General features: G+C 30.5%; 19 protein-coding genes. 10 read left to right on the top strand and 9 right to left on the bottom strand.

Annotation, left to right across the window (positions count from 1 at the left end):
• Positions 1-20 precede the first annotated feature (20 nt).
• From ACQ654_RS23125 to ACQ654_RS23150, 6 genes are all read right to left on the bottom strand, one after another.
• On the bottom strand, positions 21-2,705 hold the full coding sequence (locus ACQ654_RS23125) for a TonB-dependent receptor (protein ID WP_430412716.1): 2,685 nt from the start codon (positions 2,703-2,705) through the stop codon (positions 21-23).
• 5 nt (positions 2,706-2,710) lie between these two features.
• Positions 2,711-3,451, bottom strand: a complete 741-nt coding sequence (locus ACQ654_RS23130; protein WP_430412717.1) for a GLPGLI family protein — start codon at positions 3,449-3,451, stop codon at positions 2,711-2,713.
• A 2-nt stretch (positions 3,452-3,453) separates the two neighbouring features.
• Positions 3,454-4,254, bottom strand: a complete 801-nt coding sequence (locus ACQ654_RS23135) for a GLPGLI family protein (RefSeq protein ID WP_430412718.1) — start codon at positions 4,252-4,254, stop codon at positions 3,454-3,456.
• 69 nt (positions 4,255-4,323) lie between these two features.
• Positions 4,324-4,740, bottom strand: a complete 417-nt coding sequence (locus ACQ654_RS23140) for a hypothetical protein (RefSeq protein ID WP_430412719.1) — start codon at positions 4,738-4,740, stop codon at positions 4,324-4,326.
• Between the two features lie 28 nt (positions 4,741-4,768).
• Entirely contained in the window at positions 4,769-5,053 is a 285-nt protein-coding gene (locus ACQ654_RS23145; protein WP_430412720.1) for a hypothetical protein, read from the bottom strand.
• A gap of 744 nt (positions 5,054-5,797) precedes the next feature.
• Positions 5,798-6,064 carry a hypothetical protein gene (locus tag ACQ654_RS23150; RefSeq protein ID WP_430412721.1) on the bottom strand — a complete coding sequence of 89 codons (267 nt, stop codon included), beginning with the start codon at positions 6,062-6,064 and terminating at the stop codon, positions 5,798-5,800.
• A 245-nt stretch (positions 6,065-6,309) separates the two neighbouring features.
• Here ACQ654_RS23150 and ACQ654_RS23155 point away from each other — a divergent pair, with 245 nt between their 5' ends.
• The 5 genes from ACQ654_RS23155 to ACQ654_RS23175 all read left to right on the top strand — a co-directional run bounded on the left by ACQ654_RS23155 (position 6,310) and on the right by ACQ654_RS23175 (position 11,322).
• Positions 6,310-7,983 (top strand): helix-turn-helix domain-containing protein, encoded by a 1,674-nt coding sequence (locus ACQ654_RS23155; protein WP_430412722.1) that lies wholly within the window; start codon positions 6,310-6,312, stop codon positions 7,981-7,983.
• A gap of 119 nt (positions 7,984-8,102) precedes the next feature.
• Positions 8,103-8,339 carry a hypothetical protein gene (locus ACQ654_RS23160; protein ID WP_430412723.1) on the top strand — a complete coding sequence of 79 codons (237 nt, stop codon included), beginning with the start codon at positions 8,103-8,105 and terminating at the stop codon, positions 8,337-8,339.
• A 68-nt stretch (positions 8,340-8,407) separates the two neighbouring features.
• Complete coding sequence (locus ACQ654_RS23165) at positions 8,408-10,075, top strand: S8 family serine peptidase (RefSeq protein ID WP_430412724.1); 1,668 nt, start codon at positions 8,408-8,410, stop codon at positions 10,073-10,075.
• 123 nt (positions 10,076-10,198) lie between these two features.
• The gene (locus tag ACQ654_RS23170) at positions 10,199-10,768 is read left to right on the top strand and encodes a hypothetical protein (RefSeq protein ID WP_430412725.1); all 570 of its coding nucleotides are present in this window, start codon (positions 10,199-10,201) and stop codon (positions 10,766-10,768) included.
• Between the two features lie 32 nt (positions 10,769-10,800).
• A complete protein-coding gene (locus ACQ654_RS23175; RefSeq protein WP_430408578.1) occupies positions 10,801-11,322 on the top strand; it encodes a hypothetical protein in 522 nt (173 codons plus the stop codon).
• 333 nt (positions 11,323-11,655) lie between these two features.
• Here the strand turns inward: ACQ654_RS23175 and ACQ654_RS23180 are convergent, their stop codons facing one another.
• Positions 11,656-12,651 (bottom strand): IS110 family transposase, encoded by a 996-nt coding sequence (locus tag ACQ654_RS23180; RefSeq protein WP_430408577.1) that lies wholly within the window; start codon positions 12,649-12,651, stop codon positions 11,656-11,658.
• 1,317 nt (positions 12,652-13,968) lie between these two features.
• Between ACQ654_RS23180 and ACQ654_RS23185 the strand changes: the two genes are divergently transcribed.
• Entirely contained in the window at positions 13,969-15,300 is a 1,332-nt protein-coding gene (locus ACQ654_RS23185; protein ID WP_430412726.1) for a hypothetical protein, read from the top strand.
• 212 nt (positions 15,301-15,512) lie between these two features.
• Positions 15,513-16,535 (top strand): threonine aldolase family protein, encoded by a 1,023-nt coding sequence (locus ACQ654_RS23190; RefSeq protein WP_430412727.1) that lies wholly within the window; start codon positions 15,513-15,515, stop codon positions 16,533-16,535.
• A gap of 112 nt (positions 16,536-16,647) precedes the next feature.
• Here ACQ654_RS23190 and ACQ654_RS23195 read toward each other — a convergent pair whose 3' ends face one another.
• On the bottom strand, positions 16,648-16,977 hold the full coding sequence (locus ACQ654_RS23195; protein ID WP_430412728.1) for a YegP family protein: 330 nt from the start codon (positions 16,975-16,977) through the stop codon (positions 16,648-16,650).
• A 249-nt stretch (positions 16,978-17,226) separates the two neighbouring features.
• Here ACQ654_RS23195 and ACQ654_RS23200 point away from each other — a divergent pair, with 249 nt between their 5' ends.
• Positions 17,227-18,909 (top strand): OmpA family protein, encoded by a 1,683-nt coding sequence (locus ACQ654_RS23200; protein ID WP_430412729.1) that lies wholly within the window; start codon positions 17,227-17,229, stop codon positions 18,907-18,909.
• A 210-nt stretch (positions 18,910-19,119) separates the two neighbouring features.
• On the opposite strand, the gene ACQ654_RS23205 is transcribed toward ACQ654_RS23200, so the two are convergent.
• Positions 19,120-19,443, bottom strand: a complete 324-nt coding sequence (locus tag ACQ654_RS23205) for a YbaB/EbfC family nucleoid-associated protein (RefSeq protein ID WP_430412730.1) — start codon at positions 19,441-19,443, stop codon at positions 19,120-19,122.
• A 139-nt stretch (positions 19,444-19,582) separates the two neighbouring features.
• On the opposite strand from ACQ654_RS23205, the gene ACQ654_RS23210 reads away from it, so the two are divergent.
• Both ACQ654_RS23210 and ACQ654_RS23215 read left to right on the top strand, forming a co-directional pair.
• Positions 19,583-21,643, top strand: a complete 2,061-nt coding sequence (locus ACQ654_RS23210; protein WP_430412731.1) for a S9 family peptidase — start codon at positions 19,583-19,585, stop codon at positions 21,641-21,643.
• An 83-nt stretch (positions 21,644-21,726) separates the two neighbouring features.
• On the top strand, positions 21,727-22,767 hold the full coding sequence (locus ACQ654_RS23215; RefSeq protein ID WP_430412732.1) for a PLP-dependent cysteine synthase family protein: 1,041 nt from the start codon (positions 21,727-21,729) through the stop codon (positions 22,765-22,767).
• The last annotated feature ends 66 nt before the right edge of the window (positions 22,768-22,833 follow it).

Consider the following 22,833-nt stretch of genomic DNA (forward strand, 5'->3'; position numbering starts at 1 on the left):
GTCTGTTTTAATAATTTATCTTAAAATCTGAAATCAATTTTTAGAAGTAGATACCTTGGGAGCAAACGATACGAGTTATTTACAGAACTAACATCGCCAATAAAAATGTTTGTAAATTTATTTGTGTTCCAAATATTATTTGCGCTTAACTTTAGTTTTAACTTATTTTCTTTTATGGTGTATTGTGCATTAAAATCAGAGAAATAAAAAGAATTGTTTGTCTGTAAGTTCCCAAAATAGTAACGTTCATTTTTAAGTTGAATGCTCAGTTTTTTTGAGAAAATAAAATCAATATCTAAAAAAGAGAGATTATCAGTATTTGTATTCTCTAAAGTCGTTTTTACTTTTGTATACGTCCACTTAGTCCCTAAATGAAAATTAAATATCCCTTCAAACGCTGATCTTAATTCCGCACCATACAAATAGCTAGCACTAGTCACATTTCTAAGTTGTGAATCATTTACTATATTTTGTATATCACTCTTAGAAGAACTTACATTCAACTTTAAATTACTTGAAACGAAATCTATAAACGTATCAGTTGATATTGAAAGTGAATAAAATTCTTTATCGCCTAACACTATGGTAGAGGTCTGTGTGAAATTTGGAGCAATTAATGAATTTGTACTGCTATACGTATTATCGTTCTGATATAATAATGTAGCGTTCACTAAAAAAGAACTAGACCAATTGCCCAATGTATAATTAGTCATAAAGAAGTTTCCATTAAATTGTTGAAATTCTCCCAATCCTCTTTTGAAATTCCTATAGTTCGTTAATAAATATCCGTCATAAAGTGATTCAAAAGGTGCATTTTCAGTTTTGTATTTATAAAGTGTACTTACTACGTTTTTCTTGTTAATTTTCCATGTAAGTCCAATATTAGGAATTACATAAAAAGGATGCTCTTTTAAAACATTATCTTGAGAATTAACAGTCGTAAATAATTGATGAACTTCTAAACCTGAGTGTAAGACTAGTTTTTTACTAAGCTTATACTTATAATTAGCTTTGACAAATAAGTCTATAAAATCATACTCAAAATTATTTAAATACGTTTGTTCTTCATTGAATCTACTATTGTTTGTTTCTTTGAAGATTAGGTTACTATCAAGATGATCGTTCCGTTGTGAAGCACCCACATTAATATCAAAATTACTTTTTAGTTTATTGACATAATAGTTTGCTTCTAATCCTAAAAAACTAGTTTTCCTAAAAATATTTTGCTGTATGGCATCACTATTTTGTTGCTGAGGAAATAACTCTTCAAAAAGAAATGTATTCACATTGTATTGTTGCGGTTTTTCATCATAAATGTATCGTCCTGTAATTTGAAATGCTTTGTAATCTTGTATTTTTTTAGTGTATGTTACTCTATGATCTGTGTATTTAGAATCACTTAACAATTGTTCATTTAGCAGTTCATCATTAAAAAGGAGATCTGATTTATCTCTACCCTTAATAATACTATACTTTCCTGTATATTCTAGCAGGGTATTTTTATCAATGGTATAAATAGCATCCCATTTCCCAAAACCTGTTCGGCTTCTTTTTCTAAGTTTGTGATCTTCTGTATTGGTAAAACTGTCGTCTCCTAAAGTAAACTGTTGAATATTGCTTCTGAAAAAATCTGATTCGTCAGATGCAAAGAAAGAAAGACCTTTAATTTTTAGCTTCTTTGATGGATTGTAAATACCATTTAATGACGCTAATTCAGCATTATTAAAGTTACTTCTATTTTTTTTGAGATTGATGTAACCACCGTCCATACTAATAAAGTTTCTTGCAAGTATATTGTCTCCAACGTATTGTTGTTCAGAAAAAACATTAGGATAAATTAATTGATATATATCTCCTGTAGGATCATTCCCAATATTGTTTAGATTTCCGAAAAAATAGTATTTCGTTTTCTTGTTGAACGATATCAAGTTTAACTTACTTTCATAAAACTGATCTGTTCCATAGCCTACACTAGCATTTCCAAATAATGAAGTTTTTCTATCTTCTTTAAGTGTAATATTCAAAGCTACCTTATCACTATGTTCAATTCCTTTTAACATTGGATTATCTGAAAAGCGTTCTAGTATTTCTACTTTATCAATAACATCGGCATTTAAATTTTTAGTAAGTAGTTTGTACCCCTTATCAAATAAGTCGTCTCCTTCTACCATTACTCTTTCAATGGTTTTCCCTTGTACTTTTATAGTACCATCGTCCATTATTTCAATACCAGGTAATTTTTTTAAGATATCTTCTGCAACTTCTTCAGTTCCGTTGGTAAATGCTGCAACTTTTATACTAATAGTGTCTTTTTTTACAACTATTGGTCTGTCTGCATTAATAACTACAGCATCTAAAGAAAAAGTACCTTCTTTTAATACCACATCTTTAACAATTTCTTTCTGTGGATTTATACTATCTATCTGAAAAGGAATTTGTTTATTCTCATAGGACAATCCATTAAAGTTCAATATAAAACTACCTTTCCTCTTTAGACTTAAACTATAACTACCTTCATTATTTGTGTAACAATAAGCAATAACAGCACTTTTACCGTTATTATAGGTAACAAATACATTTAGCATTTCAATACCATTTCCTAGGCTATCTTTTGCAATTCCTTTAACTATAGTTTGACAATTTGCATTGAAAACTGCCAAATAAATTAAAAAGATGATTAATAAAGAAGTAATGTTTTTTTGCATGAAAATTAGTTTTCTGTAAAGATTTCTAATGCGCCTGTATTCTTACCTATTTCAACCTTCATTCCTCTGGGCATTTTAGACATAATTCTTTTTTTTACTTCATCACGATAATTACGTTGCATTTTCGCATACTGTTTAATAGAGATTCTTTCAAATTTCTCATTGGGTAATTTTAGCATCTTTTTATTCCCAATTTTCTCAATCGATTTGAAGATAAATTCAATTTTGCCTTCAGAATCACTAACTTTTAAAACTAACCCCGGAAGTCCTTGAAGTTTCCAAGGAGAAGCACTTACAGGGAAGGAAGTTGTAAACCATGCTATATACTTACGACCTCTGAAATTTCCAATAGCCTTTTGACAATCATAATCTCCAATTTTTTTAGTAATGTTAAGAATTGTCCATTGAATTTTTTCTTTTTTTTCTTGAAGTTGATAAACCTTATCTTCAAACCAACGTACTCTTGAGTACAAGCTATCTTTTTTAAAATCAGTAATTACGTAGTTACTTAAAGTATCCTTTCCTAAAAGTGAAATATGGAAATCATTTTCATCATTTTTAATTGCTCTCTGTTTATTCATTTTATAGACAAATAACAATTTATTTGTTTCTATATATAATGATGCATCATACTGTTTTGTGCTACTGAAATTTACATAAAAATCATAATCAACCTTTAAATAAGCTGATTGAGCATAACTTGAAATACATAAAAGAAGCGTCAATAAGAATAATTTAGATTTCATTTTTAATTTTCTGTATCTAGTTCAATATATTTTATTTTTCGGTCAACCTGTACATCAACAGAAACATTTCTAGGTAATTTAGATTTAAACTTTTTCTCTGTTTTTTTAGCATTAAAAAGGCTGTTTACGTATAAATCACGATCTTTTTTAAAAGCGTCTAATGTTATATAATTCAGATTCGGAAAATCAATATTTGGTGTTTTAGCTTTAGTTGGTATTTCTAATGATTTGAAGAAAAAGGCAATTTCATTTGTTGCATCAGTAACTTCTAATATTAAACCAGGTAAACCATGAAATTTCCACGGTCCATCTGAAATTGGAATTTTATTTGTGAACCATGCGGTATAGCTTCTACCTCTGAAACGAGTAATTGCTTTTTGACATTCAAAATTTGCTATTTTTTTAGTTTCTTCTTTTATTTCCCAATTAATTACAGGAACAGCTTCTTTAATGTAGTACAATTTCTTGGAAAGAAACACTCTATTTATTAAATCACGCTGTTTAAAATTTTTATAATTGAAAACACCTATACTATCAGTATATATAGCTTTATTGAATTTAATTTTTAAATTCATATTGTTTTCGTCATCAGTCTTTTCATCTATTGAGGTGCTATCTTTTTGTATTTTATAATTCCAAAAAAAGAAAGATTCATTTTTATCAAATACTAGGCTTGCATTATTTATTTTTTGTTTACCCATATTAAGAACCATAGTATATTCAACTTTTCCTTTGGTTGTATTTTGTGCTAACATAAAACTATTGACAAACAATAATGAGATTAATAGTAGAAGATTTTTCATATGTTTTTAATTGAGATTAAAAGGTATCCTTTTTAGTATATCAAAAAGGATACCTAAACTATAACTATTTTATTGAGCTAGTTGAGCCATAGCAATTCTTCTTGCTGTTGAAGCAGCTTCTGAAAGTGCATCTGCAATTTCTGCACACGATGCGGTTACAGATAATGTAATACTCGCAGATACTTCAATACCACCAAATCCAGGGACTCCAATATCTGCAGAAACAGTCACAGTCACGGAACCAGTTACTTCACAGTCATCTTCACCGTTATCAAATGATGAAAAGTCCATTTCGCTAATTTTACTAGTATCAAACATCTTTAATTGCTCAATACTACTAAATAGATATTCTAATGATATATCTGATTTTTTTACTGTTTTTTCAATATTAGAGTTAGACTCTTTATTTAATACTTGTGATTCATTGTTTGCAAATCCAACAATGCATACTAAAGCTAAGGTAATTGTTAAAAATATTTTTTTCATTTTGTTTTGTTTTAAAATTAATTGTTTTCTATTGAGTATCTCCAAATTTAGCGCGAATTTCTGCTATTTTATCTCTCATTATTTGCGCAAGACTAGAATCACATGGACCAGTTACTGTTAGAGTCATAGGAATATCTCCATATTCAGCTGAGTGAATAACTCCCGAAGAAGTGACCGAACACTCATAATTAGACTTTTCCTTAACTACTTCTTCTATTTTTTTGTTTTCAGTAGTTTTTGATTCATTCTTATCATGCGCAAAGCTTATTGAAAAGCATAGCAGGAATAACATTATGAATACTGTTTTTTTCATAAAATTAATTATTTAGTTATACCTACTCATTCGTTTTTCGGCATCCACGGCTTTGTTTTATAGTTACGAGAAGTGAGATGGTAGTATTAAGGTTTTTTCAATCTCTGATCTCAATACTAGCTTCACATTACCAAAAGGAAAAGCATTCCTTGTAAAAAACAGTTGCCGTGATACTAATCTTAAAATTTTGTATATTTGATTTTTCCACAATCAAATAGGCAACTGCTTATTTTTTATATAAAACGCTCGCTTTGGTGAGCGTTTTTTAGTAAACTCCGTTGCAAAACGGAGTTTGTGTGTTCTTTTCTCAAAGCATCATGCTAAACCCATGTACTGAACTCGATTCAGTATCTATCGGCATCTCACAATTCATTCTTTTTTACGTTGATTTATCATTAATTACGGTTCATTACTATTTCAAAGCGGTTGTTTACTCATTGTTAGCCCTCTCGGAACTATTTTGATGCGGTTATGTACCATTTATATGTGGTTACTTACCGCTTTTATTAGGTGCTGTAAGGGGTGTACCCCCTAAACGAACCCCTTTTTTGGGGTTCCGAACCCAATATATTCGTTACTGAACCGCTTTGTACCTATGCGGAACCGCTTTTTACCTTTGCAGAACCACAAATAACTTGTAAACAACCTTAATGATTGTACAAATATCCTAAATGAACCTATCTTATAACCACATTTATATGGTTTAGAACCTCATATTTTGGACAATGAACCATAAAGAAAGCTTTAAGTATCATCCATATCTAGTAATTCATTTTTTAGAGCTTCTCGTTTTTCACTTTTTTCAATAGTTTGGGTGAAAAGTTCTAATATGGCATTTTCAATTTTCACATTTTCATTGAGTCCGTTAAATACATTCCGAATCATGGATGCACCGTAGGGCTTACCTCTATTGCTAGTTATTTTCTTTTGTTTTAAAATTTTTAAAACACCAGCTGTATAATGATATCCTAATACTTCCTTTAGCTTTCTGCCTTGTTTTTTGTGTATCATACTTTATCTTTATTAGATGATGCAAAAAATAATTTTATTACAACTTTTCTTTCTTTTTAAAATATATCCTTTATTTTAGTTGTCAGATTTTTTTGATGGTGTAAATATACATTCATGAAGATTAAAAACTAAATATGTTTTGGAAGATTCAATGAATCTTCCGCGTATATTCCGTGAATTTACCCTGTATAATTAATGAGTGTTATGATCAGAGAATATCGCTATAACATGAGCTATTATTAAAAATGAATAATCTTTTAAAAACCATTTTCGCATTACTTATTTCCATTCCTCTGATTGCACAGGAAGATAATTTCATTACTCCAGATTCTCTTAGAGATAAGGGTTTTTCGGAATTAGAAGGACTTTTTTATAAAAGTAAGATTCAAAGTCATGATTTAATTTACAGTAATACTTATCATCAGAAAGCATTAAAAGCTAATGATTCTATCAAAATTGCTAAGAGTTATCTTTTCTTAACATCAAATTCTAAAAATGATTCTATCATAGAGATTCTGATAGATAAAGCTATTATATATTCAAAGAACAAAAATGATTTTCTAGTGCCGTGTACTGCATATTCAATGAAAGCTAGTATATGTAAGGTTAAAAGACAATTTAAAAATGCTTTAGATTATTATTTGTTAACTCACAAGTCTTCTAAAAGATCAGGAAATACTGAATTAAATTTAATTACAAAATACAATATCGGCGTATTAAAGACTAGTATAGGAGATTATGAAGAGGCTCTTGACTATTTCAAGGCTTTTTGGAATTTATACGGAAAAGATAAGAAAAATAGCACAAAAGCACTTAAAACATATTTTGCTTTGTCTAATGCCTATACCATGAATAGTGTCTTAGATTCTGCATCCTATTACAGTAATTTAGGTATAAATATTTCCAAAATAAATAATAACGAAAGGCATTATTATAGGTTTGTTTTTCTTGAAGGACTAAATCAATATTACTACCAAAATTATGAAGCGACTTTAGATAGTATTAAAAAATCAATCCCTTTTCTGAAAAAATATAATGATATTGATAATTTAGCAGTAGCATACTCTTATATTGGTAAGTCATATTTTAAAATTAACAGACCAAAACAAAGTCTCTTTTATTTAGAGAAAGTCGATTCAATCTTTAATGAAATTGATCATTTACTGCCAAGATGTAGAAACAGTTATAAAATTATTATTGATTATTACAAGAATGATAAAGACTATAAAAAACAACTTTATTATACAAATCAACTTTTAAAACTCGATAGTGTACTAACTGAAAAGTATATAAATCTTAATTCTACCATATATAAAGAGTATGAAACTGAAGAAGTTATTTCTGAAAAAGAAAAGTTGATAGAAATTCTCAATGAGGATAATAAATTTTTCAGTAAGTATGCATTGATACTCTTAATTCTTATGTCATTATTTGGAATTGCTCTAGGGTTCAATTTTTATAAAAGAAAAAAAGACCAAAAGAGATTTAACGATATTATAAATAAAGAACAAACAAATAAAGAACAAAGAAAGAATAAAAAAGAAAGAATAAATGAGATAGATGAAATAATAGTTCAAAATGTATTAAGCAATTTAAATTCTTTTGAAGAAAACAAAAGGTATCTGGATAAAGGATTATCAATAAATGAGCTTGCGAAAATTGTCGAGACTAACTCTAAGTATTTATCAATTATTATCAATTTCCACAAACAAAAAACATTTAGTAATTATATAAATGATTTGCGAATAGATTACATTATTAAAAAAATAAAACAAAATAAGAAATATCAAAAATATAATATGGTAGGTTTAGCTGAGGAATGTGGGTTTAGTAATAGACGATCTTTTTCTATTGCATTTAATAAAAGAACTAAATTATCATTAAAGTATTTTATTAATGAGTTGAGAAAAGAAAGTTAGCATCATATAATAGTAAAATAGTGGAATATTCCGTGAAAATTCCCTAATTAGGTTGCCATTGATGTATGTATCTTTAAATATTTAGATAGTTTTGAGAATAAATTTTAAATAAATCAATAATGAAAAAAAAGGTATTAAATTTTTTGAAATTAAAAAAAATAAGTATTGCTAGTTTAAGCAGTATTAGCCAATTATATGGAGGACAAACTAATCTTCCCGATTGTGGAGGGTCTAATACTGATGATGATTCAAAGATAATTAAGTTATGTCCTGGTATTCCAGATTTAACTAAAAATGGAGATAAGTCGTGTGTTAGTGGCTGTCCTACATTTGAAGATACTAAAGTGATATGCTAATTTTTAAATTGTCAAATCTTTTGATTATTTTAACCTAATGATTAAAATAATCAAAAGATATTTCATCTATGAAACACCTTCTTACTTACATATTTTTATTAATAATTTTGAATAGTTGCGCTTTTAAATTTGAAAATTTTCAATCAGATAAAAGAACCAAAGCATTACTTATTTCAAAGAATCAAAAACTTTCGGCTAATCAATGGCAAAACTGGCAACATAATGACCCTTTAAAAGATACTATTGCAGGGATTAGCACTTATCTCGCACATGATTTTCTGAAAAATAAAAAAGCAAAACCTGTCGTCATAGCTATTATTGACAGTAGATTAGATACTACACACAAAGATATCCAAAATATATTATGGGTTAACTCAGATGAGATTCCAAATAATAATATTGATGATGACAACAACGGATTTATCGATGATATTCATGGGTGGAATTTTTTAGGAAATTCTAATGGAAATCAAGTCTACAGATCAAATGGGGAATACACTAGGATAATTCGAAAATATGCTCCTAAATTTGAAAACTTACGAGACACTAATGTTCCCAAAAAGGTAGGTTATATTTATGAACATTATAAAAGAGCTATAAAGGAATATGATAACGAAATTAAAATAGCTAGTGAAAATATACATTACCTAGATTCCTTAGATCAAATAAGAAATAAAATAGAAACGCAATTAGTTTCTATTTTACCCAAGACCAATTTAAGTGTAGAAATAATTGACTCATTAATAAATACTAATGGGAATTATAAGAAAGAATTAAAAAGTCTAAGTAATTTAGTCGCAAGGGAAGCCTGGGCTAAAGGTAGGAGAGAATATGAGGAACTAAAATTATCAACTACTCTTAATATTGATTATGATGAAAGAGATTTAGTCGGAGATAATGAGAATGATATAAAAGATATTTCTTACGGAAACAATAAAATTTATATTGATTCTTCTTTTAATAGACATTCTCATGCTATAAAAACCATAGGCGTAATTTTCGCCAAAAAGAACGATAAAATTGGAGTTACTGGAATTATAAAGAATGAAGCAAGAGCAATGATTTTACCTGTTGCTCCTTATGGAGATTCACATGATAAAGATATTGCTTTGGCAATTAGGTATGCTGTTGATAATGGGGCAAAAGTTATTAATATGAGTTTAGGAAAAGAATTCTCATTACATGAAAATTGGGTTCTTGAAGCTATCAAATATGCAAATAAAAGAGATGTTTTAATTATTAAATCTGCTGGAAATCGTAGCTTCAATTTAGACATTATACTTAATTACCCAAATGATTCAAAAAATCATTCAAAAGAACTAACAAATAATTTTCTAAAAGTAGGCGCTTCTACCAATATGATTGACTCTACGCTTGTTCATTCTAATTCAAGTTATGGAAGAGAAGAAGTAGATATTTTTGCTCCTGGTAAATATGTTTTTACCACTTTAAATGATCAAAAATATGGTTATAGAAGTGGAACTTCTTTGTCATCAGCACTTGTTACAGGTGTTGCTGGTTTGATCCGTTCCTATTACCCAAACCTAACCGCATCCGAAGTAAAACAAATTATCATGGAATCGGGTGTTTCGTATGATATTATGGTTAACAAACCTTCTACAAGCAAGGAGAAAGAATTGGTTCCGTTTAGTTCGCTATCAAAATCAGGTAAAATACTAAACGCCTATAATGCGTTGCTCATGGCAGAAAAGGTTTCTAAAAAGAAGAAGAAATAGTCTTACTTCGACAAACTCAGTTAACTACATTAATAATTTAATAAAAAAAGCAGATTCTTGTCTCCACAGGAATGTAAAAAATAATAATTAAAGAGATTCCTGCCTGCGCGGGAAATGATGAATATGAAAAAAATACTATACATCGCCATTTGCGCTGTGATTCTAGGCTGTTCGTCTATGCACACTATACACAACAAAGAAAAGCTAAGAGAAGCTATAAGCTTTGCATATGTAGCACCTGTTTTTGATACCAATACAAACACTTCAAGTTCCAAACGAATACAAAGCTTTAAGAAGTATATACATTTTGGTGTAGACTCTTTGTTTACGGTGGATGCTAAAAGATATAACATATCAAAAAAGATACCTGTAAGTAATGCTAACATAACTAACATTGAAAATATGTTTACTGCGGATGCTAGTGAAAAGCTTGTGCTATCAAATGAGTTGCTATCATACTTTCAAAATTCCAATGAAAAACATGTTATGCTTCTTTCTTTTAAACCGAAGTTGGGATCTGTATTTGACAGGTTTGAAACAGTTAAATCTTCTGAAATGGAAGTTGTTATTATTGAAACTGCTACTGGAACTCTTATTTTTAGAGATACTTTTTATACATCCAATAAAGGAATCAATAAACAGCTGCTACAAAATATTCAACAACTGTTTTCAAAACTCAAAAAAGTGAAATGATTAAAAGTCGTATTAACTATATAAACAGATCTATGCGTAGGTTTCTAATACTTTCTATCTTTTTACTACTAGCCACAAGCTGTACTTCTTTAAAGGAACAATTGCAAGACGAAAAGCTGTTTACAGAATTGTCTGAAGGTTTTACGTTGCAAAAACTACCCAATTGGACATTTCATGGTTTTCACGGTGTTTTGAATTATACTCCAATTGATTTAATGGATATTGGAAAAGAATACATTTATAACAATGTTTCTGCTTATAAAAGTAAAGAACCAACAAGTAAAGATTTAAAAACGGTTATTACAGATCAACTTAATAGAAGATTTAGCCATATTTCAAATATGAAAATGTATACAGCTACTACCAAATATGGTCATAGTATTGTATTAACATATGATTCTCAATATGGAGAAACTACATATAATTGTATATACCAGTTTTATAAGTACAAAAGATATGTCTATAGAGTAGCTTATGTAGCAAAAGTAGAATATTTTGATACGTATTATAATGATGCTATTACCATCATGAAAACATTCACTATTACAGAGTAGTTCCACTTTTTAATTTATCGTAAAGCTAAAATTAAGCGAACTCTTGAAAGCTTCAATTGTAATGATTGGAGTTTTTTGTTTTACCTGATCACTTGGTTTGATTTTTCAGCTCATCGTATTCTATGATAAAAGCAAATAAAAATCCATTTATTTTCACAACTAATCACTAAGTGATGAGTGAATTTTTTCAACTTGTTCTTTAGCGATAAGTTGATATGAAAAACTAAATTCTTCACTATTTACTTAATGATGAGTTCGTTTTGTATCTAAATTTTAGCTTACTACTTAACAGTGAGTTGATTTTTCTTTATTATTTAAGCTTACCGAATAAATTCAGGAAGTATATTTTAGAGTGTTTACATACGGTGTTCCTCTTTCTACAATAGCAAAAACCCTAGCGACCAACTTGTTTCTAATAATATTCAAAGTGCTCATTTTATTTTTGCCCTCTTTGACTCTTTTCTGATAGTATTTTTTCATTTCAGGGTTAAATCGTATCGCTGACATTGCGCACATATTGAGAATAACTTTAATTTCTTTATTGGCTAAATGAGATACCCTTGTTTGCTTTCGTATGCTGGTTCCAGATTGATATGGAAAAGGTGCAATACCTGAATAGGAAGCAAATTTTCTCCAAGTCTTGAACTTCTTAAAATTATTAGTATAAACGATTATCATATAGGCAGCTTGTGGTCCAATTCCGCTAATGCTAGTTACTAAATCAAAAATAGATGTAAGTTCTAAATCCTGTTTTACAATTATCTCCATTTGTTCTTCAATTATAATTATCTGAGCTGTTAGATTATCAATCAATTCCTGCTGGATTTTAAATAAGACACCAAAATCTTTTTTATTCAGTATTGATTTTTGTTCATTCATGGAGCTTTTGAATCCTGCTCTCTGTTTAACTAATCTTGAACGTAATGTTAATAGTGCATGGAGCTTTTTAATCTTTAAACAGGTGTTAGTACTAGGTTTAAGTTCATCTCTTAAACGATATCCATACAGTGCAATTCTTTTAGCATCTACTTGGTCACTCTTACCACGAGTTATTCCTAGAGATCTTTTTATTTCTAGTCCAGGAACAATGGAAAAAAGTAGATTTTCTTTTTCAAGAAAATCAGCAAGTTGATGTGAATAAATCCCCGTATGCTCGAATACAAATAGTGTTTGTTTTTGAACTAAAGTAATGTTCTTCTTTATCCAAATAAGCATTCGTGCAAAACCTTTTGAATTGTTTTCAAAACATTCATTTAATTGATTAAAGTGAATACAAACATCAATTGTTAGCTTGCTAACATCAATACCTACAATTTCTTTTATTTTCATACATTTGATTGATTAGATATGGTTACATAAACTAAGACCTTTAAAAGGAGTATCCTGAAATTCTATATGGTTCTTAGTAACCAGTTATAAAGAACGGAGACTAATACGATGAATAGCTCATTAAGCTAGCTTAACGAAAAGTTCACTCCGTTCTTTTTTTTCATTTTCTACACCTTTAAAATAATATTTTAAAGGTGTAGAAAATTACAATAATTGACTTTTGATTTATGAATTATTTGCAGGTGCTAATCTAAAGGTTTAACGATAAGCTCGATTTTTTCACCAACAGCTAAGTAATAAGCCGATTTTTCAATAGTAGTTTTCAAAATTTTCACGAAGTAATGAATTAGTTTTTGGTTTTCTTTTCAACTTATTGTTTAACGATGAGTTTGATTTTCCACTAACTGCTAAGTGATGAGTAGATTTTCAATAGTAGATTTGCATATTTTTCATAGAGTAATAAATTCGTTTTTGATCTTTATTTCAGCTAATCGTTAAATGATAAGTTCGATTTTCAAACTAATCACTAAGTGGTGAGCAGATTTTCAATAGTAGATTTATCATGTTTTCAAGGAACAATCAATTCGTTTTTTATTTTTTTCAACTAATCGTTAACCGATAAGCTCGATTTTCCAGCTAATCTCTAAGTGATGAGTAGATTTTCAATAGTAGAATTACAATTTTTTTACAGAACGATTAGATAATTTTCCGTTTCATTTTAGTCTGCCATCTAGCCATCCATAGTCCAAAAAGATTAAAATGTAAAATTCCTGTTAAAATCCAGATGATTGTCAAAAAAATATCATTTCCAAACACTTAAAATTGAATTTCACTTCCATTTAATCAAAAAAATAAATGTTTTTCAAGTTTCCTACAATTTACTCTTACAATCCACGTGCATTGCACAAAATTTTACAAATGATTCTTCAAAGTTAATCCAAATCTTTACATACATGATACTTTAGAGCGTATCTCAAATCATTGAATTGGAATAGTAATTAAACTAAGAATGGCTTATTTGTCAATTGACTCGATACTGATTTGTCCTTAATTGTCGCGCTTAAAAAACATAAGTACTTAGTATGTAGCTATTTATGTTTTTAAATTATCCGAGTTACAAAAGCTGACAAATGAAATTTGACTACTATTTCAAAACTTTGTTTTCGTGATGTTTTAGAGAGCATCAGCAAAAAAGCGATTAGCATGGTAATTACATATTTAAAACTATATACGAATTACTTCCTATTCCCAATCAGAATTTATTAACGCAATTAAAATTAAAACAAAGGAGAAAACTGTATGGCAAAACGAAAGCACATGCCTAACAATAAACACAAAGGACTCTTTATTTACTGTCATGTATGTAAAAAACATTTTTCATGGACACGAAAAACTGTTTTACGGAACACTAAGAAAGTAAAAGAAGAACCAACGTGTGGAGAAACAGGCAAAAACTATTCTACCTGTAAAAACTTTGAGAAGCATCGGTACAAGTCACGTTTACACGTTCCTGGAAGTGATGGGCGTAAAGCGAGTAAAACACACGATGCAACAAATTATGCAGATGCAGTAATTCAAGCAATTGATTTTGAAAAAGAATTTAAAGCAGAATTACTAGGCTTAGGACAGCCTACTGAAATCAAAAATCGACAATATCTTTTCGATATACAATTAAGGTATATAGATTTTTTAGACAATATTGACGTTCCCGAACATCAAAAAAATACCTTGTCCGATCAGCGAAAAAATGAAATTGTAAACTGTTTAAAAATATTCAATGAAGCACTTACAAAACATAATATCAATAAAAAGCTATTAGTTATCAATCGTATTGGCGATATGTACGTTGGTCTGTTCCATGATTACTTATTAATTGATAAGAATTACAGGGGAGCTACCTATAATGGAAAAATGACAGCTGTAAAGAAATTTTTTATCTGGGCAATTGATAAGTACACTATTAATATGAAGAACCCATTTGAAAAAGTTCGACTGCTTCCTGTAGCAGTAAGACGTGATACGATCACAAAAGAAGAATTTAAAAATCTATTAAAAATTATAAAACCTGAAAATGGTATAGAAATCAAAGGGAAATACAAACGTAATAGATACAAACTATATTTAAAAGATGCTTTAGAACTTGCTTTACATACAGGCGGTAGGCGTGAAGAAGTTGTCGGACTCAAATGGAATATGATTCGTGAGAAAGATGGCGAACCTATTTATATAGAAGTTCCCAACCTAAAAGTAAAAAGAAAAAAAGGAACTCGTTTCGACATTGATGTTCCACCGAAGATTATTCCTGTAACAAAAAGCTTAAAAATGATATTATTTCGTTTGGGATATAATATGAACAAAGGAAAGGATAGACACCTTTTAAATCCAGATAAAAGAACGGCTTCATCTACCAAATCAATGAATGAAGCTTTGTCATTAGGATTCTCACATTTTTACAATCAACTAAATACAGGGCGAGAATTGAAGTTTAAATGTCTAAGAAAAACATACTTGACATATTTATCTTCGACTTTGAAAGGAGATGCAAAACGTCTATCTTCGCACGCAACAGATACAGTACTAAAAAAGCACTATATTGACGAGCGAATCGTAGATAAAGCTATTAAAGAATTAGATATATTTGAAGATTAAAAAAATAGTAAAACGGTACTCTTTGGCGGTACTCCTATGAAAATCAAGAAAATATGAATCAATGAAAAATAGAAGTAAGTGGCTTAAATTTAGGAACTTACAATTTTAAATTTTAGAAATTAAAAAACTGACCAACAGTTCACAACACACAACACACAACACACAACACACAACTAAACTAGGAACTCATACCCAAAACCCATTCAAAAAAAATGCGAATCAATTTAATAAGTGATACAGTTACCAAACCAACTCCACAAATGCTCAAAGCAATGTTTGAAGCAAAAGTAGGAGATGATGTTTTTAAGAAAGATGAATCAATCAATTATTTGGAACAAAAAGTAGCCGAAATGTTTGGTAAAGAAGCCGCGTTATTTTTTCCAAGTGGAACAATGGCAAATCAGACAGCAATCAAAATTCATACAAATCCAGGCGATCAGGTCATTTGTGATAAAGATGCTCATATTTACAATTATGAAGGTGGTGGTGTTAGTTTTAATAGTGGCGCATCGTGTAAATTGATAGATGGACACCGAGGAATGTTTACTGCGGAACAAGCAAAAGCCGCGATAAATCCACCAGATTTTTATCACAGTCCGTTAACCTCATTAATTGCCTTAGAAAATACTGCAAATAGAGGTGGCGGCGCATGTTGGGATTTTGATGAGATTGAAAAAATACATACGGTTGCACGTGAGCATGAATTAGGTTTTCACCTAGATGGCGCTCGTTTGTGGAATGCATTGGTTGAAAAAGGTGAAACACCTGAACAGTATGGAAAATTATTTGACACTATTTCTGTTTGCTTGTCAAAAGGATTAGGTTGTCCTGTTGGATCTATATTAATTGCAGACGAAGAAACCATTTATAAAGCATTGCGAATTCGTAAAATATTAGGTGGTGGAATGCGTCAGGCTGGATATTTAGCCGCGGCTGGTACGTATGCATTGGACAATCATATAACACGTTTGGCGGCAGATCATGCGAAGGCAAAAGAAATTGGACAGACACTAGAAAAATTAGCTATTATTAAAAAAGTAGAACCGATAGATACGAATATTATTATTTTTTACTTACAAGATGATATTGACGAACAAAGTTTCTTGAAAAAACTAGAAGCATTAGGAATTGATTTGATAGGAATGGGAAGCGGAAAACTACGTATTGTAACACATTTAGATTATACTTCTGAGATGCATCAAGCGTTTTTAAAAGTGATTCAAAACGTATTGTAAAAGTATAAAAAGAGGTTGCCTGAAAATTAGTGTACAGAGATTCTGAATCGAGCTTCAGAATGACACTTTTCAAGTTTTTTCAGGCAACCTCTTTTTTACGTATATTTTAATTCTATTCAGTTAAGTCTTTAACTTCGGCGCTTCCTGCATTCTTTTTAACAGATTCTATCCCATTTTCCATTCCTGCTTCACTTGCATACATTTGACTGCTACCAATTATTTGCCCGTTTCCTGCTTTTAAGTTAAAATGAAACTTTCCATTTTTAGCAGTTTTACGTTCAAATTTGCTATCGTCAGTAGAATTCTTTTTACACGATTCCACACCGTTTTTAGCTCCACTTTTATCAGCATATCCTTGACTAGACATGATTATTTGTCCATTTTTTGCCTTTAAATTGAAGTAAAACTTATCATTGTTTTCACTTTGAAATAATTCAAACATAGTTATTAGAGATTTAGTTATATGTAGTAAATATATCAAAAAAAAATTGGAAAAGAAATGCTATTTCAAGCAATTCAAAATAGACATACAGGATTTTTCCTGAAAAAATGCATTTAATCGGTAAATAAATGTATTTAAACTAAATCTTATGTGTGCATAACTTTATCATAATGGTTTGATTTCCCAAATCAATATTTTTGTACCTTGTAAGAAATAATAACAACAATTAAATAATTAATCATTAAAAACATGAGAAAAAAACTATTATTTGGACTAGCCTTAGCCTTTGGTTCTTTTGCTTTTGGGCAAGACTTGCCAACAAATCCTGAACCTGGAAAATGTTATGTTCGCTGTGTCACTCCTGATGTATACGAAAATCAAGACGTGCAAGTTATGGTATCACCAGCTTACAAAAAGTTGAAAGCTGTACCTGCTAAGTACAGATCTGAAAATGAAACAGTTATTTCTAAAGTAGCAGGTCAAGAATTAGCAGTAGTTCCTGCAGAATACGGAACAGAATCTTTTGAAGTAGTTACTAAAGAAGCTTCGCAACGTTTAGTGAAAGTCCCATCACAAACAAGTAGAGATACTGAAACAGTTGTTGTAAGTGAAGCAAGTTACAGATTAAAAATTGTACCTGCAGTTTATGAAACAAGAACTTTTGATGTTGTAACAAGACCTGCATATCAAAAAGTAGTAATTGTACCTGCAGTGTATGAAACAAGAGATGTAGTGATTACTACAAAAGAAGCATCACAACGTTTGGAAGTTGTTCCTGCAGAATGGGGAACTGAAACAGTAACGTACAAGAAAAGAGAGTACGGATCTACTGTGTCTATCGTTCCAGCATCTTTTACAAGTGATTTTGAAACAGTTGAAGTAAAACCAGCTGCAGCAGAATGGCAAATGAGTGAAATTGCTCCAGCTGACTGTAATTCTTCAAATCCAGACGATTGTAGATATTGGTGTTACAAAGGAATTCCTGCACAGAATGTAACAGTTCCTGTAAAGCGTTTAGCTGCTGATGCATCTTCTTCAGCAACACCTGATTGTGATCCAAGCAACAACGGTGGAAAACCATGTGGTGAAGGTACATTTACAAGAACAATTATGGTAACGCCAGCTACCACAAGAGTTATTCCTATTCCTGCTGTTACAAAAACAGTAAAGAAAACTGTAATGGTAACGCCTCCAACAACACGAATTGTTGATGTTCCTGAGATTAGAAAAACCATGAAAAGAAAAGTAATGGTAACACCTCCAACTACAGCACGTATTGAAATTCCTGCTATTAGTGAAACAGTTAAGAAAACAATCATTACAAACGAATCTACACGTGTTGAAGATATTCCTTCTGTAAGCAAAACGTATAAGAAAACAGTAATGACAACACCTCCAACAACAAGACCAATTGAGATTGCTCAGAAGCAAGCTACGTTAAAAACTACGAAGTTAGTAGAAGACGCTAGCGTAGTAACAACTGAGGTTCCTGCTGTATACAAAACAGTAACGAAAGAAGTGTTGACTAAAAAAGGTGGCTTGACAACTTGGAAAGAAGTTGATTGTAAGTTGTTAGTTTATAATGACTTAAATATTAACTGGAATTTAGGAAGTGCAACGTTAACTGCTGCTGCAAAGCGTGAAATTGATACTAAATTATTACCAGTATTACAAACAGGAGTTTCTGTAGAGATTGCTTCTCACACAGATTCAAGAGGTACAGCTACTAGTAACGAAGCGCTATCTCAAAGAAGAGCGCAAGCAGTTACAAACTACTTAATTTCTAAAGGAATTAATGCTAGTAAAATTGTTTCTAACGGATACGGAGAAAGAAGATTATTGAACAGATGTAAAGACGGTGTTTCTTGTACAGAAAGAGAGCACTTGGCAAACAGAAGAACTCAATTTAGAGTTTTAGATCAGAAGAACTAAGATTTTAAATACATATATTACTGAAAAGGGAAGTCAATTGACTTCCCTTTTTTTCATAATAAATGATTTTTAATTTATACAAACTAAACTTAAAACCATTTCTGAAAGCAGTTATCAATTAACTTCTGAAATTTGTTTTTCAATTTCTAAAAACAAAAAAGAGTCACTATTTACAGCAACTCTTTATTAAAAATTGTATGTATTTCTTGGTTATGAAAACATATCCATTCCAGGAATATTAGGCATTCCGTCTTTGGCAACAGCGGCAACTTCGGCTTCATGTACTTCTCCAGCACGTGCAATTGCTTTATTTACGATTAAAATTAAATAGTCTTCAAGTTGTTCTTTATCTTCAAGCAATTCGTCAGCAATTGTGATAGATTTAATAGTTCTATTTGCCGTAACCGTTACATTTAGAAGGTTATCCGAACTTTTTTCATCAATCAAAACTGAATGTAATCGTTGTTTTGTTTCTTCAACTTTTTTCTGGGTTTCTTTAAGTTTTCCCATCATTCCCATTAAATCTCCAAACATTTATAAATAATTAAAAGGTTAATTTTTACAAAATTATTAAATTGTAAGCTTTTAACATGCATTTCCAATGAAAAAAAATACAATACTACTGTTAATCAGTATAATGCTTATAAATTCCTGCAAACAGAATACACAAGAAATGAAAAATACCTTATCAGTACCTACAGTCGCCAAAAAACCTACAAAACTTGAAAAACATGGAGACGTTAGAGTTGACAATTATTATTGGCTAAAGGATAGAGAAAACCCAGAAGTAATTACTTATTTAGAAGCTGAAAATACGTATAACGATGAAATGACGGCACATACAAAGGATTTTCAGAAAGATTTATTTGAAGAGTTAAAAGGAAGAATAAAAGAAGATGATAGTTCTGTTCCGTACAAATTAAATGGATATTGGTATGTACGCAAATATGAAGAAGGAAAAGATTATCCTATTTATACGCGAAAAAAAGGAACATTAGATGCGCCTGAAGAAATATTATTTGATGTTAATGAAATGGCAAAAGGACATTCGTATTACCGACTTACAGGTGTTAACATAAGCCCAGATAACAAACTTGCGGCTTTTGGTGTTGATACGGTTAGTAGACGCCAATATGTAATTCATATCAAAAATCTTGAAACTGGAGAAATTTACAAAGAACGTATAGAAAATACAACAGGAAGTTCAACATGGGCGAAAGATAACAAAACACTATTCTATGCAAATAAAGATGAACAAACGCTTCGTTCTGAAAAAATATACAAACACAAACTTGGTGACGATGTTGCAAATGATACTGTAATTTTTCATGAAAAAGATGAAACATATATAACATTCATTTACAAATCAAAATCAAAAAAATATCTTGTCATAGGTTCGTACAGCACATTAAGTACTGAATACAGAGTGTTAGAAGCGGACAATCCTGACGGAGAATTTAGAGTATTTCAAGAACGTGTTCGTGGTTTAGAATACAATATTGCACACTACAAAGATCATTTCTATGTATTAAACAATAAAGATGCTTCTATCAATTTTAAGCTATCAAAAACGCCTGAAGCAACAACAGGAATGGACAATTGGGAAGATATTATTCCGCATCGTCCAAAAGTATTGTTAGAAGATGTGGAAATTTTTAAAGACTTCCTTGTCGTAAGTGAGCGTGATAATGGTTTAAATAAAATTCGTATTACACGATGGGACGGAACAGCAGATTATTACTTGCCATTTGACAATGAAACCTATACCGCTAATACAACTACGAATGTCGATTTTGATACAGAAGTATTACGTTATTCGTACAATTCAATGACAACGCCAGCTTCTGTGATAGATTTTAATATGGTTAGCAAAACCAAAAAAGTATTAAAAGAACAAGAAGTATTAGGTGGGAAATTTGATAAAAATAATTACACTTCTGAGCGTTTGTGGGCAACTGCTGTAGATGGGACAAAAATTCCAATGTCTATGATATATAGAAAAGGAATCAAAAAAGATGGAAGCAATCCTGTATTGCAATATGCGTATGGTTCTTATGGTTCAACGATAGATCCGTATTTTTCTTCAGCACGATTAAGTTTGCTCGATAGAGGATTTATTTTTGTAATTGCACACGTTCGTGGAGGTGAATACTTAGGTAGAAATTGGTATGATGATGGAAAACTAATGGACAAAAAGAATACGTTCACAGATTTTATTGATTGTTCAAAATATTTAATTGCAGAAAAATACACATCACCAGAACATTTATACGCTTCTGGCGGAAGTGCTGGTGGATTATTAATGGGCGCAATCGTAAATATGAATCCAGAACTATACAATGGAGTTATCGCATCGGTTCCTTTTGTAGATGTAATAACAACAATGTTAGATGATAGCATTCCGCTTACAACGGGAGAATATGACGAATGGGGAAATCCGAACAACAAAGAATATTACGAGTATATGAAATCATACTCACCTTATGATAATGTACTAGCAAAAGCATATCCAAATATGTTGGTTACAACTGGTTTGCACGATTCGCAAGTACAATATTGGGAACCGGCAAAGTGGGTTGCAAAGCTTAGAGAATTCAAAACTGACAATAATATTTTGCTCTTACATACCAACATGGACGCTGGTCACGGAGGTGCATCTGGACGCTTTGAAGCCTTGAAAGAAGTTGCCGAAGAATACGCGTTTTTACTAGACTTAGAAAATATAAAAGCGTAATTAAAAAATTTAACTTAAATTTGCAAGGTTTTGTGTTTTTTCAAAACTTACAAAAATAAAACCCTGTCAACATAATAGTCTTTATGGAACAACAAATTAATGCTTTTGATAATGTCCTCGAACTTATTGGGAATACGCCTTTGATAAAGTTGAATCACATCACTAAAAACATCAAAGGAAATTTTTACGCAAAAGTTGAGGCATTCAATCCGGGACATTCAACCAAAGATAGAATTGCTTTATATATCATTGAAGAAGCTGAAAGGCAAGGCATCATCAAACCAGGTGATACCATTATAGAAACAACTTCAGGGAACACAGGATTTAGTATTGCAATGGTAAGTATCATAAAAGGATACGAATGTATTTTGGCAGTAAGTTCTAAATCATCAAAAGACAAAATTGATATGTTGCGTTCTTTGGGCGCAAAAGTATATGTTTGTCCAGCGCATGTAAGTGCAGACGATCCACGTTCGTATTACCAGGTTGCAAAACGTATGCATGAAGAAACGAAAGGTTCTGTATATATCAATCAATACTTCAATCAATTAAATATTGATGCACATTACAAAACAACAGGGCCAGAAATTTGGAAACAAACAAATGGACTAATTACACACTTCGTAGCATGTAGCGGAACTGGAGGAACAATCTCTGGAACAGCAAAATACTTAAAAGAACAAAACGAAAATATTCGTGTTTTAGGTGTTGATGCCTATGGTTCTGTATTAAAAAAATATCATGAAACACGTGAGTTTGATGCCAATGAAATCTATCCATATCGCATAGAAGGATTAGGGAAAAATCTAATTCCTACGGCAACAGATTTTGATGTAATTGATAAATTTGTCAAAGTAAAAGACGAAGAAAGTGCACACAAAGCACGTGAAATTTCTAAAACGGAAGGTCTATTTGTAGGATACACAAGTGGAGCCGCAATGCAAGCTATTGAACAATTAGCTGAAGAAGGTGAATTTGATGAAAATAGTAATGTAATTGTTATATTTCCAGATCATGGTTCACGATACATGAGTAAAGTATATAGTGATGATTGGATGAGTTCACAAGGATTTTTTGATAGTAAAAACATTGAAGAGGCACAAAAAATAGAATACATTAAGTAAAAAATATTCTTAAATATAACATATTCAAAAGCAACATATTAGTAAATATGTTGCTTTTTGTTTTAA

Origin of the sequence: Kordia sp. (assembly GCF_965283645.1) — a bacterium.
Lineage (GTDB): Bacteria > Bacteroidota > Bacteroidia > Flavobacteriales > Flavobacteriaceae > Kordia.